The sequence below is a fragment of the Confluentibacter citreus genome (assembly GCF_002807055.1).
Lineage (GTDB): Bacteria > Bacteroidota > Bacteroidia > Flavobacteriales > Flavobacteriaceae > Confluentibacter > Confluentibacter citreus.
In genome coordinates, this window is sequence record NZ_NIXN01000006.1 from 40,897 (window position 1) to 56,678 (window position 15,782).

General features: G+C 35.1%; 13 protein-coding genes. 4 read left to right on the plus strand and 9 right to left on the minus strand.

The window, feature by feature from the left end:
• Positions 1 to 2: 2 nt before the first annotated feature.
• Positions 3 to 239, minus strand: coding sequence for a thioredoxin family protein (locus CDH49_RS11815; protein WP_100615741.1), 237 nt, complete (start codon positions 237 to 239; stop codon positions 3 to 5).
• A 54-nt stretch (positions 240 to 293) separates the two neighbouring features.
• Complete coding sequence (locus CDH49_RS11820; RefSeq protein WP_204524824.1) at positions 294 to 629, minus strand: ArsR/SmtB family transcription factor; 336 nt, start codon at positions 627 to 629, stop codon at positions 294 to 296.
• A 243-nt stretch (positions 630 to 872) separates the two neighbouring features.
• Here CDH49_RS11820 and CDH49_RS11825 point away from each other — a divergent pair, with 243 nt between their 5' ends.
• Positions 873 to 1,667, plus strand: a complete 795-nt coding sequence (locus CDH49_RS11825) for a glycosyltransferase family A protein (protein WP_100615742.1) — start codon at positions 873 to 875, stop codon at positions 1,665 to 1,667.
• A 153-nt stretch (positions 1,668 to 1,820) separates the two neighbouring features.
• Here the strand turns inward: CDH49_RS11825 and CDH49_RS11830 are convergent, their stop codons facing one another.
• From CDH49_RS11830 to CDH49_RS11840, 3 genes are all read right to left on the minus strand, one after another.
• A complete protein-coding gene (locus CDH49_RS11830; RefSeq protein WP_100615743.1) occupies positions 1,821 to 2,924 on the minus strand; it encodes an aldose epimerase family protein in 1,104 nt (367 codons plus the stop codon).
• 346 nt (positions 2,925 to 3,270) lie between these two features.
• Complete coding sequence (locus tag CDH49_RS11835) at positions 3,271 to 4,653, minus strand: GH1 family beta-glucosidase (protein ID WP_100615744.1); 1,383 nt, start codon at positions 4,651 to 4,653, stop codon at positions 3,271 to 3,273.
• Positions 4,654 to 4,668: 15 nt separating this feature from the next.
• Positions 4,669 to 6,282 (minus strand): MFS transporter, encoded by a 1,614-nt coding sequence (locus tag CDH49_RS11840; RefSeq protein WP_100615745.1) that lies wholly within the window; start codon positions 6,280 to 6,282, stop codon positions 4,669 to 4,671.
• Between the two features lie 237 nt (positions 6,283 to 6,519).
• On the opposite strand from CDH49_RS11840, the gene CDH49_RS11845 reads away from it, so the two are divergent.
• Positions 6,520 to 7,155 (plus strand): hypothetical protein, encoded by a 636-nt coding sequence (locus tag CDH49_RS11845; RefSeq protein WP_100615746.1) that lies wholly within the window; start codon positions 6,520 to 6,522, stop codon positions 7,153 to 7,155.
• 12 nt (positions 7,156 to 7,167) lie between these two features.
• Positions 7,168 to 7,839: a PRC-barrel domain-containing protein gene (locus tag CDH49_RS11850; protein ID WP_100615747.1), complete on the plus strand. Its 672-nt coding sequence runs from the start codon at positions 7,168 to 7,170 to the stop codon at positions 7,837 to 7,839.
• A gap of 120 nt (positions 7,840 to 7,959) precedes the next feature.
• On the opposite strand, the gene thrC is transcribed toward CDH49_RS11850, so the two are convergent.
• The 3 genes from thrC to thrA all read right to left on the minus strand — a co-directional run bounded on the left by thrC (position 7,960) and on the right by thrA (position 12,832).
• On the minus strand, positions 7,960 to 9,252 hold the full coding sequence (gene thrC / locus CDH49_RS11855) for a threonine synthase (protein WP_100615748.1): 1,293 nt from the start codon (positions 9,250 to 9,252) through the stop codon (positions 7,960 to 7,962).
• Positions 9,253 to 9,394: 142 nt separating this feature from the next.
• Positions 9,395 to 10,315 (minus strand): homoserine kinase, encoded by a 921-nt coding sequence (locus CDH49_RS11860; protein ID WP_100615749.1) that lies wholly within the window; start codon positions 10,313 to 10,315, stop codon positions 9,395 to 9,397.
• Positions 10,316 to 10,387: 72 nt separating this feature from the next.
• Positions 10,388 to 12,832 (minus strand): bifunctional aspartate kinase/homoserine dehydrogenase I, encoded by a 2,445-nt coding sequence (thrA, locus tag CDH49_RS11865; RefSeq protein WP_100615750.1) that lies wholly within the window; start codon positions 12,830 to 12,832, stop codon positions 10,388 to 10,390.
• Positions 12,833 to 13,170: 338 nt separating this feature from the next.
• Here thrA and CDH49_RS11870 point away from each other — a divergent pair, with 338 nt between their 5' ends.
• Positions 13,171 to 14,712 (plus strand): NAD(P)H-hydrate dehydratase, encoded by a 1,542-nt coding sequence (locus CDH49_RS11870; RefSeq protein ID WP_100615751.1) that lies wholly within the window; start codon positions 13,171 to 13,173, stop codon positions 14,710 to 14,712.
• On the opposite strand, the gene CDH49_RS11875 is transcribed toward CDH49_RS11870, so the two are convergent.
• Positions 14,709 to 15,749 (minus strand): TlpA family protein disulfide reductase, encoded by a 1,041-nt coding sequence (locus tag CDH49_RS11875; protein ID WP_100615752.1) that lies wholly within the window; start codon positions 15,747 to 15,749, stop codon positions 14,709 to 14,711. The genes CDH49_RS11870 and CDH49_RS11875 overlap by 4 nt on opposite strands.
• Between the last annotated feature and the right edge of the window lie 33 nt (positions 15,750 to 15,782).

The following is a 15,782-nucleotide window of genomic DNA, read 5'->3' on the forward strand; positions in this document are numbered from 1 at the left end:
CTTTAATTTAAAAGTGCTAAAACTTCCTGTTTTGAAGGCACTCTGCCTTTTATGGTCACCACATCATCTATCACCAACGCTGGTGTGGTCATGATGTTGAAGGTCATTATCTCCATAATATCTTCTACTTTTTCAATGGTAGCATCGATATTGTTTTCTGAAACCACGGCCTTCACAACTGCAGTCATCGATTGGCATTTTGGACAGCCAGTTCCTAAAATTTTAATTACTTTGCTCATGGTATTTGTATTTGTTTATCGCCAATAGACGATGTCATTATTAAAAAAATGGCATTAAAAAAACTCCTGAAATAAGGCTTTTGCTTTATTCCAATTGTCTTTGTTAATGCAGTATTTTATTTTTGGCGGCTTTAATTCTCCTTGAATGAGACCCACATTTTTTAATTCCTTAAGATGCTGCGAAACAGTGGATTGCGCCAACGGAAAGACCTCAACCAAATCGCCCGTAAAACAACACGATTGATTTTCAAGATGTTTTAAAATAGCTATACGAGTAGGATGCCCTAAGGCTTTAGCAAATCGCGCCAAGGCTTCGGTATCTTGATTATAAGCGATGGGTTCTAAACTCCTTTTCACGATGTTTTTATGGATATGGTATTGCCATATCATTCATCGTAAATTTACGATAGGTAGTTGATGTGAAACATGATATTTGTCACGTTTTATTTCATGATAGATATTTAATTTTATTTTAAATAAAAAAAATAAAAATAACGGTGTTAATATTACGGAAAGTAATAATCCAAGTTGATGATTTTTACGAAACTGTAAAAAATATAATATAAATACATAGACGTTATTTAAAAATGAAATTATTTAAATACATTTATCATTAAATGATTAAGTTATTATATGCTGACTTTTGTAATTCCCGTTAAAAGTGAAAGAGTTTCGTCTGATTGGTCTCAATTTTGCCGATTATTTGAAAGAACGTTAATTTCCGTTTGTAACCAAACGGATCCAAATTTTAAAGTTATTGTGGTTTGTCATGAACTACCACAAATTGATTTTATACATGACAGCATATATTATCTTCATGCAACTTTTGAACCCCCTGTCTCACGCCCATCAGAAACTAAAGAAAGTATCACCAAACGCAGGGAAATTGATAAGGGAGAGAAGATCAAGTTAGGAGTAGCCTATGCAAAAGAAAATTTTAATACGGACTACATAATGACTGTTGATTCAGATGATTTTATTAGCAATCGTATTGCCGATTATGTTAACAATAGTGGCAATCATGTAAATGGATGGCACATAAAAAAAGGCTATATTTATTTAGAGGGAAAAAATTACTTGTTCTCAACTCGTAAATTTAGTGATTTGTGCGGAAGTTCAATTATTGTTAAGCCTGAACTAATAGAACACTTTTTTGGAACTGACCCAATTTTTTATTTTGATCATAAACTTAAAGTTTTGAATAATAACATCATTTTATCTGAATTTCCATTTGCTGGTGGTATATACAGTATGGCAAATGGAGAAAACCATTGGATGTCATTCAAAACTTTGAAAGGTTTGAACAACCACAGTGGATGGTTTTCTAAACAAGGTATAAATAGAATTTATAGAAAAATCCAAAATTATAGTTTCCGATTTATAACCGAAAGAATGCAAAATGAATTTAGTTTTTATAAGCTAGAATAGTTTAAGGATTTTCCATATTTTATTTTCAAAATGTAGCTAAACTATACTCTAAACGGCTTTATACGTAAGTTTTATAATATAAAGTTACTCGTATATTGAAATCCAAAGTACAGATTTAGAATATATAAAATCAATATCAAGAATTATAATAAATCAATCCTTCCTCACAGAAAACTTATAAACCGTTCTAGATTTATAGGGTTTACTTGGTGTTAATACGGTAGAAGGAAAGCTGGCTTGGTTAGGGCTATCAGGGAAATGTTGGGTTTCTAACGCAAAACTCGATCGTGAATTTTCGGGCATCGTACCAGTTTCCTTAAATTGATTCCACGACCTGCTATTTCCTGAATAAAACTGTAAACCGGGTTCATCGGTAATGACTTCCATCACACGACCGCTTTCGGGTGCATATGCTGTGGCTGCTATTTTAGCATTGGCATCCAACACATAATTATGGTCGTAACCTCTAAACGCTACCTCTTCGAACATACTGCCAATGCGCTCTCCAATGGTGTGAGGCGTGGTAAAATCAAATGGTGTATTTTTCACAGACTTTATCTCGCCCGTTGGGATGCTAGTTTTGTCAACAGGTGTGTAGTTACTGGCATTAATGGTTAACAAATGGTCTTGTATAAAACCTTTGCCAGTACCATTTAAATTAAAATAGGCGTGGTTGGTAATATTGAAAACTGTTTTTTTATCGGTGGTTGCAAAATAATCGATGATGATTTCATTTTTGTTCGTCCATGTATAGGTAACGGACATATTCACCGTTCCCGGAAAACCTGCTTCCATATCGGGACTTAAATACATAAATGTCACCGATTGTTGATTTTTTTTGGTGCTCATTTTAGAATCCCATACTTGCGCGAACCAGCCTTCAGGACCACCATGTAAAGTGTTTGGGTTATTATTGATGGGTAAGCTGTATTCGGTGCCATCCAATGTGAATTTTCCATTGGCAATGCGGTTTGCAAATCGCCCCACGGTAGCGCCGCCAAAAGCATCACCTTTCACGATGGTTTCCAACGTTTCACCGCCAGTTGTTATGTTGTCAATGGTGCCATTTTTATCGGGAACCTCGATTTTAACTATCCTAGCACCGTAGTTAGTCAGTTTTAATACGTGACCAGATTTGTTTTTTAGGGTAAATAGGCTAACATCTTTACCATTATGGTTTCCTAAAACCTCTTGGGTGGTTTGTGCTAAAATGATATTGGAGATTAAAAAAGTGAGGAGAATAAATGTCGGTTTCATATACTATTTGGTTTTGTGGTATCTGTTTTTACTTGATGCCAGTTCGAGTGAAATTCTTTTTCAGAATTTTGTATCGAGAACCACTTATAATTTATTTAGAATTGGTTCTCGATACTAATTCCAAACCTAAAAAGGTTTGAAATTCACTCGAACTGACAAACTAACAATAAACATGCTTACAACTAAGTGTCCCTTCGAGCGATTTTCGAAGCATGAGAAAATTGTATCGAGAAGCTATGCACTAAGAGGGTCTCAATACAAAATACCTCGTTCCTCGGTATTCCATTCGAACTGACATTAAATAACGTCATAAGTTTCAAAATGTACAACGAGTTTAACAAATAAATTAAATATCGGCAGTATTATTTTTTATAACCTCACCAAACCAAAGCGCTGATTTTTTAGGTGTGCGTTTTAAAGTTTTAAAATCTACATAATGCAAACCGAAACGTTTATCATAACCAGACGCCCATTCAAAATTATCCATGAAAGACCACGCAAAATAACCTTTGAGTTTCACGCCCTCAGAAATAGCTTCTTGGCAGGCTTTTAAATAGCCTTGGTAGAAATCCAATCGTTCTTGGTCATTTACCTCTCCGTTAACAAGTTCATCATTATAAGCACAGCCATTTTCGGTAATATAAATATCTGGTTTATCGTATCGTGCATCTATCCATTGAAGCAATTTTTTACAGCCCCAAGGCACAACGGCCCAATTCATGGACGTGAGTTTCCAGTTGTCGTCTAAGGATAAATCCACATGTTGATCTTCTGAAATCCCGCCATTCCCATATACACTTTGTTCTTTTTTATTGCCGTCGTTATGGGCGGCATACATGGTGGTATAATGATTTAATCCGAAGAAATCGGACGTGCCTTTAATCATGTCCTTTTCTTCCGAAGAAAATTTAGGAAGTCGGTCGCCCAAACGTTCCTTCATCGTTTTTGGATAGTCTCCTTTATAAATAGGATCTGCAAACCAAGCCAAGAAAAATTCAAGGGCTCTTTCGGCAGCTTCTTTATCTTCTTTACTATCGGTTAGAGGCTCTCTCCAATCACAATTATTGGTAATGCCAATTTTGCCGTTTTGATGGCTGTATTTATTTCTATAGATATGAACCGCTTTGGCATGCGCCAATATAAAATGATGACCCGCTAAATAAGGTTCAGATGTTGAAATCCTTCCCGGTGCAAACACACCTTGACCGTAACCCAAAATGGAAGCCACCCAAGGTTCGTTTAAGGTAATCCAATTTTTAACACGGTCGCCAAAACGCTCAAAACACAAATCGGCATACGCAGCAAAGTAATGGGGTAGGGATGTACCCAACCAACCATCATTTTCCAATTGCAATGCCAGAGGTAAATCCCAGTGATACAAAGTCACCCAAGGCACAATATCCGCCTTTAATAATTCATCAATCAAATCGGAATAAAACTGAATACCTGCTTCATTAATTTTGTCTTTCCCAGTCGGCATCACTCGTGCCCAAGCTATGGAAAACCGATAGGCTTTGACGCCCATGTTTTTCATGAGCTGGATGTCCTCCTTAAATGTATGATAGTGATCGCAAGCAATATCGCCAGTTTCGCCATTATGTACTTTTCCGGGAATACTCGAAAAGGCGTCCCAAATTGACGGTCCTTTGCCATGTAATTTAGTGGCGCCTTCAATTTGGTAAGACGACGTTGCTGTACCCCATATAAAATCATTTGGAAATGTTTTCATCTGCATCATTATAAATTATTCTACGGACTGTGCTAAACGTTTGGCATTTAAATCGCTTGTAATGATATCCATTTTGGTTTTATCAAGAGGATATAACAACATGATACCCGCGGCGACAAAAGCAATGAGGGCGGGAATCCAACTCATAAGCATCACCATACCAGGAAACGCCCCTTTAATGGCGACAGCATCCTGACCATCATAGAAATAAGCACCTAAAACCAGACCAATAATAGCACCCGCAATACCGCCACCAAATTTGGTTGCGAATGAGCCCGCAGAATAAATAAGACCGGTGGCTCTTCTGCCATTTTTCCATTCAGAAAAATCGGCTGCATCACCTAACATCACAAAAAATAAGGTCGGTAATATAGCTGCAGCAAATTCAGACACCGTGCCAATAATGAATATGGCAGCTACATTATCTGGCTTACAAAATACTAGCAAGGCGTTTACGGCACCTGAAAAAATAAGGGCATAAATAAGTAAATTACGTTTTCCGAATTTTCTACTCAATTGAGCAGTGAAAAAGGCTCCTAAAATAGAGGCAATCATTAAACCGACTAGATAAGTAGCGGATAATAATTGATCGTTTAAATAATGGGTAAAATAGATGACCACAATACCTTGTTTGATAGAATTATAGACATTAAACAGAAGCCCTATAATCAATAAAATAATCCAAGGTTTGTTTTTTATTAAGTCCTTGAAATCTTGTACTAAATCTGTTTTCTGGTCTTTTGGTGGTAATACACGTTCTCTCGTGGAATAAAATGTGATTAGCATCAATAAAGCAAGTATAGCGGACATCACATACATGGATTTGCTATAACCTTCTTTTTGGTTTATGATGGATATATCTTCGGCTTTTAGATTTTTTTCGCCAGTCACGGTAAAGGAATAGGTGTTGCCTTTTTCCATTTCGAAACTTTTTCCATTTGTGGCTTCAACATCATTATTTTGCATGCTAGCATTATTCCATGCAAATAAGGCGATGCCATTATCAGTCTTGATATTCACATGTTCAATATTATCAGAAGCTGTTACACTCACAGCATATGCATCTTCATCCAATTGGGAGATATCAATCGTTGGGTTGACATTGCCATAATACGCCACTAAAAACAGTAACGCCCCTTGAACGAGCATTCCACCTGCAAAAGCACCCACCATCCTAAAAGAGCCAATAGTGGTTCGTTCTTTATCATCGCCTGTCATCACAGCCATTAAGGCACCATAGGGAATATTATTGGCTGTATAAATTAATGTGAATAATATATAGGTGATATACGCATAAACAATTTTTCCGTTAGTCCCTAGCTCTGGACTTGTAAATAACAGAGAAAGAATAACGCCTAAAGGAATGGCGGTCCATAAAATCCACGGCCTAAATTTCCCATATTTGGAGTTGGTGCGGTCACCAATAATGCCCATTAATACATCACTAATACCGTCGCTAAACCGAGCCACCAACATTAAAACTCCAACGGTAATAGGGCTTAACCCAAAAACATCGGTATAAAAAATAAATAAAAACGTGGAAACACCTCGCCATGCTATGTTTGCCGCGCCATCGCCAAGCGCATAGCCAATTTTCTCTTTTAGGGAAACTCTATTGGTTAATTCCATTTAATAAGTTGGTTTTTAATTTCTGCCGAACGAAGTTAACAGAAATTTTAACATAATCAAGTGTTAATGGTTTATTGTGGGAAAAATTAGTTGACCAATAAAAGTTTTAAAATATTTTATAGGGTCAATTATTTTTTTAAATGAGCAAATTCAGATGAGGTCTTAAGGTTAATTTTACCATAACAAAAACCTGTTCACATTCAAAAATCATCAAAACATTAATTTAATTATAATATTATGGCAGAAATTAAAATTGAAAAAAAATCACCCATATGGCCTTGGATTTTGCTTGCTATTGCAGTAATAGCCATCATCGTTTATTTTGTGTATAACAATGAGGATAATCCTTCTATTTATGATAACGACACGAATAGCGAAATGAGAGACACTATATCCAATACTTACGATGATGGTTATCAATCAACAGCACCTTATGTGGGCTCTTCAAACGCAGTTCAGGAATTTGAAAATTCAATAATAGATTCAACTCGAATTGGTATCGATTCCACCTATACGAAAACGGCTATAGTAAATCTTGCAAAAGTTGTATCACTGAAAGCAGATCAACTTAATTTACAACCTTCTATTGCTTTAGAAAATTTGAAATACTATTCTGATCGAAGCAATGGAATGACTAATTCAGAGCTTCCGGAGAGTTCAGAAATTATAAATTTTAAAACTGTAAGCAAAGATATTGTTACCGTTTTAGAAACTATACAAACCAAAAATTACCCTTCACTCCAAGACGAAGTATCTGAACTAAAAGAAGCATCTAGTAAAATAGATAATAATATAGCAACAAAGGAGCAACAGAGCACCATTCAAACTTTTTTTACAAAAGCTAAAAAAGTGGTAAACAATATGAACACTTAAATAATTGATATTATGGCTACAGAAAACAAAAAACACTTATATTATTTAAACGAACTTTCGGACTATAAAATTGCGGATGGTTACCCCGATGTCAGAGGTTGGGATGTAAAGGACTTTGACAATCGAGTGATTGGTAAAGTCGATAATTTATTAGTAAATCAAGATTCGCAGCGGGTGGTTTATTTAGATATTGAAGTTGATAAATCTATTATTGATGCAAATCATGATCCCTATGGTCGTCCAAATAATGCGGAGTTTAAAGAGTTTGTTAATAAAGACGGTGAGAACCATATCATTTTACCCATTGGTTTGGTAGATTTAAATAGTGATTCCAAATATGTGTATACAGATATTATAGATCATAGAACGTTTACCGAAACTAAACGGATTCGCAAAGGTGATATTGTTGGAAGAAATTATGAACGCATGGTCATGAGTTCCTACGGTAGAAAAACAGACAAAAAATCCTATAGCGAACCAGTTTTGGTTGATGAAGAAAATGTATATGGAAATAATTTAAATGAAGAGAAAATTAGAGAAATTGTAAGAGATGAAATGAGAACGTATCGAAGAGAGATGGATAACGATCATTCTTATAATAATTTAGTTGATGATAACGATTATTCCGATGATGATTCATTCTATGACAGACCTGAGTTTGATGATAATCGTTTTCAAAGATAAACGAGTTTTTTTCACACAAAAAAGGAGTTGATTATCAAATCAACTCCTTTTTTGTGATTCTATACTAAATAAATAAAGTAACATTAACGGTTAAAAACCAAACCAGTTTTATCCCCTTAGCTATGCTAATAGAAATTTTTTTAAATCTTCATAAGTTGAAATTTTAACAGCCACTTTTTCTTTACCCATCACGGATTTAATTTGTTCTGGAAGGGTTTGTTTTTCTTTAATGACATCCTCAACCACATCTAAAAACTTGGTAGAATGCGCTGTTTCTAAAAAGACACAATGTGCATTAGGGTGTTCTTTTAAATAGGATTTACAACCCAAATACCCAACAGCACCATGCGGGTCTGCAACATAACCGTAATTATTATACATGTCTAGCATTGCTTCTTTAGTCTGACTATCAGTAAAACTGTATGACGATATGTTTTCTTTAAGTGCCTCAAAATTGTTTTTGTAAATTTCCTGTATACGAATAAAATTACTTGGTGCACCTACATCCATGGCATTACTTACGGTTTGAACAGAAGGCTTTGGTTCATATAATTGAGAAATCAAATAACGAGTCACCACATTATTGACATTATTTGCGGCCACAAAATGATTTACGGGCAAGCCTAATTGCTGTGCCATCATACCAGCACAAATATTCCCGAAATTGCCACTTGGCACCGAAAACACGATGTCTTCATATTTGTTGTGCAATTGTTTGTAAGCAAAAATAAAGTAGAACAATTGAGGCAACCAACGTGCCACATTGATCGAGTTGGCTGATGTTAATTGCATTTTGCCAGTTAAATTTTCATCCAAAAATGCTGTTTTAACCATCGCCTGACAATCATCAAATGTGCCATCAACTTCCAAAGCTTTGATGTTTTGTCCCAATGTGGTTAATTGCATTTCTTGAATATCGCTCACTTTTCCACTGGGGTAGAGTATAACAACATTAACCCCTTTAACACCTAAAAATCCGTTTGCTACTGCACCGCCTGTATCACCAGAAGTTGCTACTAAAACCGTAACTTCTCTATCATTATTCTGATTGAAATAACCCAAGCAACGTGCCATAAAACGAGCGCCTACATCCTTAAACGCCATGGTTGGCCCATGAAACAATTCGAGTGTTGAGATATTTTTATTTAATTCAACTACAGGAAAATCAAAAGACAACGTTTCTTCAACAATCGTTTTTAAAACAGTTTCTGGGATGTCTGGTGACACAAATTGTTTAATAGCTTCAAACGCTATTTCTGAATGAGATAAGTTATCAATATTCTCAAAGAAAGCTTTTGGAAGCGGCGTAATGCTTTCAGGAAAATATAGGCCTTTATCTGGCGCTAATCCTTTAATCACAGCATCTTTGAAAGATGTGTTTGGGGCTTTATGGTTTAGGGAATAATAGTTCATATTTTTTGTAATTAGCTTTATAATATTACGTCATTACGAGCGTAATAAAATGAAGCGTGGTAATCTTTTTATTTTAATCTCATTTTTAAAAATTAAACAGATTGCTTCATTACGCAAAAAAGCGTAATTCGCAATGACGGTCTTAAAGAATCTTAATGCCTCCACTGTTGATCTTTGACACATGAATGTCAAAATCAATGCCTGTATTTGAATATACATGTTTCATAGCATCTTTCACATTGTTAGCAGTTTCAATACCTTTATTCAAAGTAAAAATTGATGGTCCTGAACCTGAAATACCACAACCCAAAGCTCCTGCTTTCAAAACAACAGTTTTCACATCATTGTAATATGGAATCAATTTACTTCTATAGGGTTCGATAATAGCATCGTGAAGTGACTTTTGCATCAATTCATAATTACTAGTATGCAGAGCGTGTATCAAACTTCCAAAATTTGCCCATTGGGTAATGGCATCGCTTAGCGGAATGTCTTTAGGTAAAATGGCTCTGGCTTCAGATGTTTTTATTTCAATTTGTGGATGAATGATCGTGGCATATAAATCATCTGGCATTGGGATTTCCAATATTTCCAAAGGATTTACACTTTTCACTAATGTAAAACCACCAAACATGGCAGGAGCGAGGTTATCGGCATGTTCACATTTACTCGCCAAAGCTTCACCTTTAATGGCGAATGCGGTTAGTTGCGTTTTGTTATAAGGTCGTCCTAAAAGTTCGTTCATACCAAACACACTGCCTACTGCACTTGCCGCACTGCTACCAATACCGCTTCCTGGTTTGATGTTTTTATAGATTTCAATTTCAAAGCCACAATCAGGTTTTAAAGCATCATACATAGCCAAAGCCGAAACGCCTGCTACATTTAATTCCGCTTCGTAAGGCAAATCGAATCCTTCTATTTTAGTAATATAAATGCCTCTTTTGTCTATTTTTCTAATCACCATCACATCTCCAACACTGTCTAAACAGAAGCCTAAGACATCAAAGCCACAAGCCACATTGGCAACGGTTGCTGGAGAAAATATTTTTATTTCATTCATTTGTTTTAGATATGAGAGAATAGATATGAGAAGATAGTATCTTTATTCTTTTTTCTCTATTCTCAAGTCTTTTTAGTCGTTTCCAATTCTAATTATATCAGCAAATAATCCAGAGGCAGTCACTTCGGCGCCTGCACCAGCACCTTTAATAATCATGGGTTGTTCTGGATAACGTTGTGTGTAAAACATCACAATGTTATCTTTTCCTTTGAGATTATAAAACGGATGGTCGCTAGGAATTTCTTGTAAACTCACGCTCGCTTTGCCATTATTAAGTTGCGCCACATATTTTAACTGACAACCTTTTGCTTTTGCTGAAGCATATAGTTTTTGATAATGTGCTTCGTCATTAATAAGCGTTTGATAAAAATCATCAACAGAGTCACTTTTTAATCCAGCTTCAGATAAAAAAGGCGTATTAGAAATATCTTCCAAATTCATTTCCATGCCACTTTCACGAGCGAGAATCAATATTTTTCTAGCTACATCCACACCGCTTAAGTCAATTCTGGGATCTGGCTCTGTATAACCTTCCTTTGCGGCCTGTTTAACAACATCATAAAACTTCGTGGTGTCATTAAAATTATTGAATACAAAGTTTAAACTTCCTGATAACACGGCATGGATGGAAGTAATTTTATCTCCAGAAGCTATTAAATTGCTTAATGTTTGAATGATGGGCAAACCTGCACCCACATTGGTTTCAAACAAAAACGGCGCATTGTATTTTAACGATAAGCGTTTTAATAGTTTGTAGTTTTCATAATCACTAGAACATGCGATTTTATTACAAGCAACCACCCCAATGCTTTGACGTAAGTATTTAGCATATAGTTCAGAAACATCTTTATTTGCGGTGACATCCACAAAAATACTGTTACGAAGGTTTAAGGATTTTGTTCCCTCAAAAAAGCCCTCTAAAGTTGCTTTTTCGCCGGTTACTAATTGTTCTTTCCAATTGCTTAAATCGATGCCTTCTTCATTAAAAATCATGTTTTTGGAATTGGATAAACCAGTAATCCGTAAATTGATTTTTAAGTTTTCTTTTAAATATTTACGCTGTTGTTTTATTTGCTCAACCAATTTCTCACCCACGTTACCAACGCCAGTAATGAATACGTTTAATTGTTTTGTTTTTGATTCGAAAAATTGCTCATGCAAGGTGTTAAGTGCTTTTTTTACATCACTTTGTAATATCACTGCTGAAATATTTTTCTCTGATGCTCCTTGCGCTATGGCCCTAATATTTATATTATTCTTTCCTAAAGAGCTGAACATTTTCCCACTGATGCCTTGATGGTTTTTCATGTTATCACCAACCAATGCGATAATGGATAAATCCTTTTCAACAATAATAGGGTCAATTTTATTTAAAGCAATTTCATTTTCAAAAGTAGCATCAATAGCGCTTTTAGCCAGTTCGGCATCATTTTCATCTATTCCCAAGCAAATGGAATGCTCCGACGATGCTTGCGTAATTAAAATAACATTGATTTTTTCTTGTGATAAGGTTTCAAACAAACGCTTAGAAAAACCAGGGATCCCAATCATGCCACTACCTTGCAATGTTAATAAAGCAATGTTGGAAATGTTACTAATACCTTTAACTGGAGACGTTGTATTGGTTTCATCATTAGAAATAATCGTGCCGACCGCTTCTGGATCTAACGTGTTTTTAATATGAATGGGAATATTCAAATTTAAAACAGGCTGAACTGTTGGGGGATATAACACCTTGGCACCAAAATGGGATAATTCCATCGCTTCTTGGTACGATATTTTCTCAATCGGGTATGCTTGTTTTACCAATTTCGGGTTTGTGGTAAACATACCACTAACATCGGTCCATATTTCAAGTTGTTGTACTTTTAAGGCAGCGGCTACGATAGAGGCCGTGAAATCCGATCCACCACGACCAAGTGTTGTTTGTTCCCCTAACTGCGATTTAGAAATAAATCCCGGTATGATGGTTATTTTTTGAGTTACATTGCGAAAATAATCTTGTATATTTTTGTTGGTAATGTTATAATTCACCTCCGCTTTGGTAAAATTGGAGTTTGTAATGATCAATTCTTGAGAATTTTTGCATACTACAGACATACCACGTTGTTTCATGGTTTCGGCAATGATGAATGATGATAACAGTTCACCAAAACTGACCAACTTATCAGATGTTTTAGGCGATAGTTCATTAATTAAATAAATGCCATCCAACAAATTTTTAAGGGCATTTAAATCCGTTTCAACATGTTCTTTAAGGGATTTGCCATTATTCGGGTTTAATTCCTCTATGATAGCAACATGAATATCTTTTATCAAGCTGAATGTGTTTAGATACCCAATATCCTTATTTTGAGCCTGTTTTCCAGCTAACAGTAATTTATCAGTAATACCGCCTACAGCTGAAACAGTACCTATGATGGAATCGTTTTTAGAGACATTCTCTAAAATACTTATGACGTTATTGATATTTTTTGCAGAACCTACAGAGGTTCCACCAAATTTTAAAACCTTCATTTTTAATGAATTATAGTTTAAATAAATATTTTAAGAAGATGTAATTTTGATAATTACACAAATGGGCCGGAGAAAAATATACTAGCAACCCCAAAGGGTTGTAGCGGTTGTAGCAATTACAAAAATAGACGTATGTCCTCCATTAGTAGAAGAAGTAACAATATGTATATTTTGGTTTAAAAGCATCATTTTTATTTAAAAAGCCTTTCAAAAGTATTACATTTAGACATATAAAAAAACAAAAAAATGTTTTTTACATAATTCTTATACAGAATTGGTTTTTTTTAAGAAATACTATCTAGATTATTTAGAAATAAAAAAATCTTTAATGCATTAGGATGAAAATTTTCTCGAAAGAACAAATATATCAAGCTGATAAGCTAACAACAGAACGCCAAAGTATTTCTTCAACGGACTTAATGGAGCGGGCGGGCACACAGATTTTCAATTGGATGCATTTGCGTATGCAAGGCGTGCAAGTCCCAATTCATGTGTTTTGTGGTATTGGAAATAATGGAGGCGATGGTTTGGTTTTAGCTAGACATTTAATCCTAGATGGCTATCAAGTAACTGTTTACATTGTTAATTATGGAGATAAGCGCTCAAAGGATTTTTTGGTTAATTATGATCGGATAAAAAGCATTACAAAAAAATGGCCAGTATTAATAAAAAATATTGATGATTTTCCTGATATACATCCTGATGATATTATAGTAGATGCCATTTTTGGTATTGGATTAAATCGTCCTGTAGATGATTGGGTTAAGGCATTATTTCAACATTTTAAAATAAGCAAAGCCTTTACATTATCCATTGACATTCCTTCTGGATTGCGTACCGATAAAGTTCCATCTGATGAAAACGGTGTTGTATGGGCGGGTTATACCTTGAGTTTTGCCTCTCCTAAATTGGTATTCTTTTTGCCAGAGACTGCAAAATATACGGAGCAATGGGAAGTTTTGGATATTGGCTTGGATAGGGACTTTTTATTTACAACAACCACTGAAGCCGATTTAATAGGAAAACCAGAAGTATTGAGCATGTACATGCCAAGGGATAAATTTTCCCATAAAGGACAATTTGGACACAGCTTAATCATTGGAGGAAGTTATGGTAAAATCGGTGCCGTTGTTTTAGCTAGTAAAGCGGCCTTATCTGCAGGAGCGGGATTGGTCACCAGTTACATTCCCAAATGTGGATATACGATTCTGCAATCTGCTTTTCCAGAGGCCATGGTAATTACAGATGACAATGAAAAGGTTATTTCGGATATTACATTTGACATCGAACCAACAGTTATAGGATTTGGAGTAGGCGTGGGGACAAATGAAAAAACGATGACTGCTTTGGAGGCTTTTTTAAAAGTCAACAAAACACCATTGGTTATTGATGCCGATGGTATTAACATACTGTCAAAAAAACCTGAATTATTTAAGTTACTGCCTAAAGATACTATTTTAACGCCCCATCCTAAAGAGTTGGAACGTTTATTAGGAAGCTGGAAAGACGATTTCGATAAACTAAGGAAAGCGAAAGCATTTTCAAAAGAATATGAGGTCATCTTGGTTGTAAAAGGCGCCCATAGTATCACCGTATACCAAGATAAATTATATGTTAACACGTCGGGGAACCCTGGTTTAGCAACCGCAGGTAGTGGCGATGTGCTAACGGGTATTATAACGGGATTGGTTTCTCAAGGTTATAATCCGTTAATAGCCACTGTTTTTGGTGTTTATTTACATGGAAAATCAGCTGATATTGCCGTTGAGGATTATGGCTACCAAAGTTTGATAGCCAGCCATATTATTGATTATTTGGGGGCTGCTTATTTAGATTTGTTTAAACAACAGGAACAGCCCGCCCAAGAGGATAATAGTTAAATACTCAATTCATTGAACAAATCCAATAATTTAGGGTCGGAAGGCCTAGGGGCATCTGCACTAACGATATTACCGTTTGGGTCTATTAAAATGAACCTTGGAATGCCATTTATTTTATAATTTCTAACAAAGTCTGATTGCCAGCCATTTGGAGCGAAAATTTGAATGCCGCCTAAATCTTTATCCGCAATCATAGCTTTCCAACTTGCTTTGGCTTTGTCCCAAGATCCTTGATGGGTTTGATCATCATCAATAGATATACTTACAAACTGAATATTTTTATTGTGATAATCTTTTTCCAATTGTTTTAATGACGGGATTTCAACTTTACAAGGGCCACACCAGGTCGCCCAAACATCTACATAAACATATTTCCCTTTTAAGTCCGCTAAAGACGTTTTGCTACCATTATAATTTTCATAATTTTCAAATGTTGGAGAAGGTGCTCCTTTTGGAAAATTTGTTCTTAAAGCAATGGCGTCAGCTAAATAGGTTTTATAGGGTTTCAGCATAGGATCAACGTCATTGATGTATTTATTTGTGATGAGCGTATCTATGGCTTTGTTGGAATTATAATAAGTCATTAATTCATTTTTGATTTCTAAAAACCTGTTTTCCATTTGTGTGGAATCTAAATCAATTAATTCATCTAAATTCAAAAGCTTTTCCTGTAATAAATATTCTTTTGCTATAAAATTACTATGTTCTGCCCCATTTCCTGAATAGGTGATGGATTCATCAAACTCATCTGTATTAATGGTTACAGTAATGTTGAACCCATTCCTTAAAAATAAATTGGTGGATTCGTTGCCATCATATAAATTGTAAAACCCTGTTTCTACTTTTAAGGTATCGCTAAATGAGCCATCTTCTTTAAGATGAATGGTTTTAGAATAGGGGCTGTAAGAAGAGCGAATTATTAATGAATCACTATTTTTATTGGTTATTTGTCCTGAAAATGTCACATAATTTTTTGGTTCTTCTTTGCAGGAAATTAATAAGGCAAAAGTGCAGACTAGAATGAATAGTTTTCTCATTTATAAATTTTTTTTCAAAATTAATTATTCTTA

What these genes read in the sequence shown, in the direction of transcription:
- CDH49_RS11815 (WP_100615741.1), bottom strand. Translation starts at nt 239, where the DNA reads ATGAGCAAAGTAATTAAAATTTTAGGAACTGGCTGTCCAAAATGCCAA.
- CDH49_RS11820 (WP_204524824.1), bottom strand. Translation starts at nt 629, where the DNA reads ATGATATGGCAATACCATATCCATAAAAACATCGTGAAAAGGAGTTTA.
- CDH49_RS11825 (WP_100615742.1), top strand. Translation starts at nt 873, where the DNA reads ATGCTGACTTTTGTAATTCCCGTTAAAAGTGAAAGAGTTTCGTCTGAT.
- CDH49_RS11830 (WP_100615743.1), bottom strand. Translation starts at nt 2,924, where the DNA reads ATGAAACCGACATTTATTCTCCTCACTTTTTTAATCTCCAATATCATT.
- CDH49_RS11835 (WP_100615744.1), bottom strand. Translation starts at nt 4,653, where the DNA reads ATGAAAACATTTCCAAATGATTTTATATGGGGTACAGCAACGTCGTCT.
- CDH49_RS11840 (WP_100615745.1), bottom strand. Translation starts at nt 6,282, where the DNA reads ATGGAATTAACCAATAGAGTTTCCCTAAAAGAGAAAATTGGCTATGCG.
- CDH49_RS11845 (WP_100615746.1), top strand. Translation starts at nt 6,520, where the DNA reads ATGGCAGAAATTAAAATTGAAAAAAAATCACCCATATGGCCTTGGATT.
- CDH49_RS11850 (WP_100615747.1), top strand. Translation starts at nt 7,168, where the DNA reads ATGGCTACAGAAAACAAAAAACACTTATATTATTTAAACGAACTTTCG.
- thrC (WP_100615748.1), bottom strand. Translation starts at nt 9,252, where the DNA reads ATGAACTATTATTCCCTAAACCATAAAGCCCCAAACACATCTTTCAAA.
- CDH49_RS11860 (WP_100615749.1), bottom strand. Translation starts at nt 10,315, where the DNA reads ATGAATGAAATAAAAATATTTTCTCCAGCAACCGTTGCCAATGTGGCT.
- thrA (WP_100615750.1), bottom strand. Translation starts at nt 12,832, where the DNA reads ATGAAGGTTTTAAAATTTGGTGGAACCTCTGTAGGTTCTGCAAAAAAT.
- CDH49_RS11870 (WP_100615751.1), top strand. Translation starts at nt 13,171, where the DNA reads ATGAAAATTTTCTCGAAAGAACAAATATATCAAGCTGATAAGCTAACA.
- CDH49_RS11875 (WP_100615752.1), bottom strand. Translation starts at nt 15,749, where the DNA reads ATGAGAAAACTATTCATTCTAGTCTGCACTTTTGCCTTATTAATTTCC.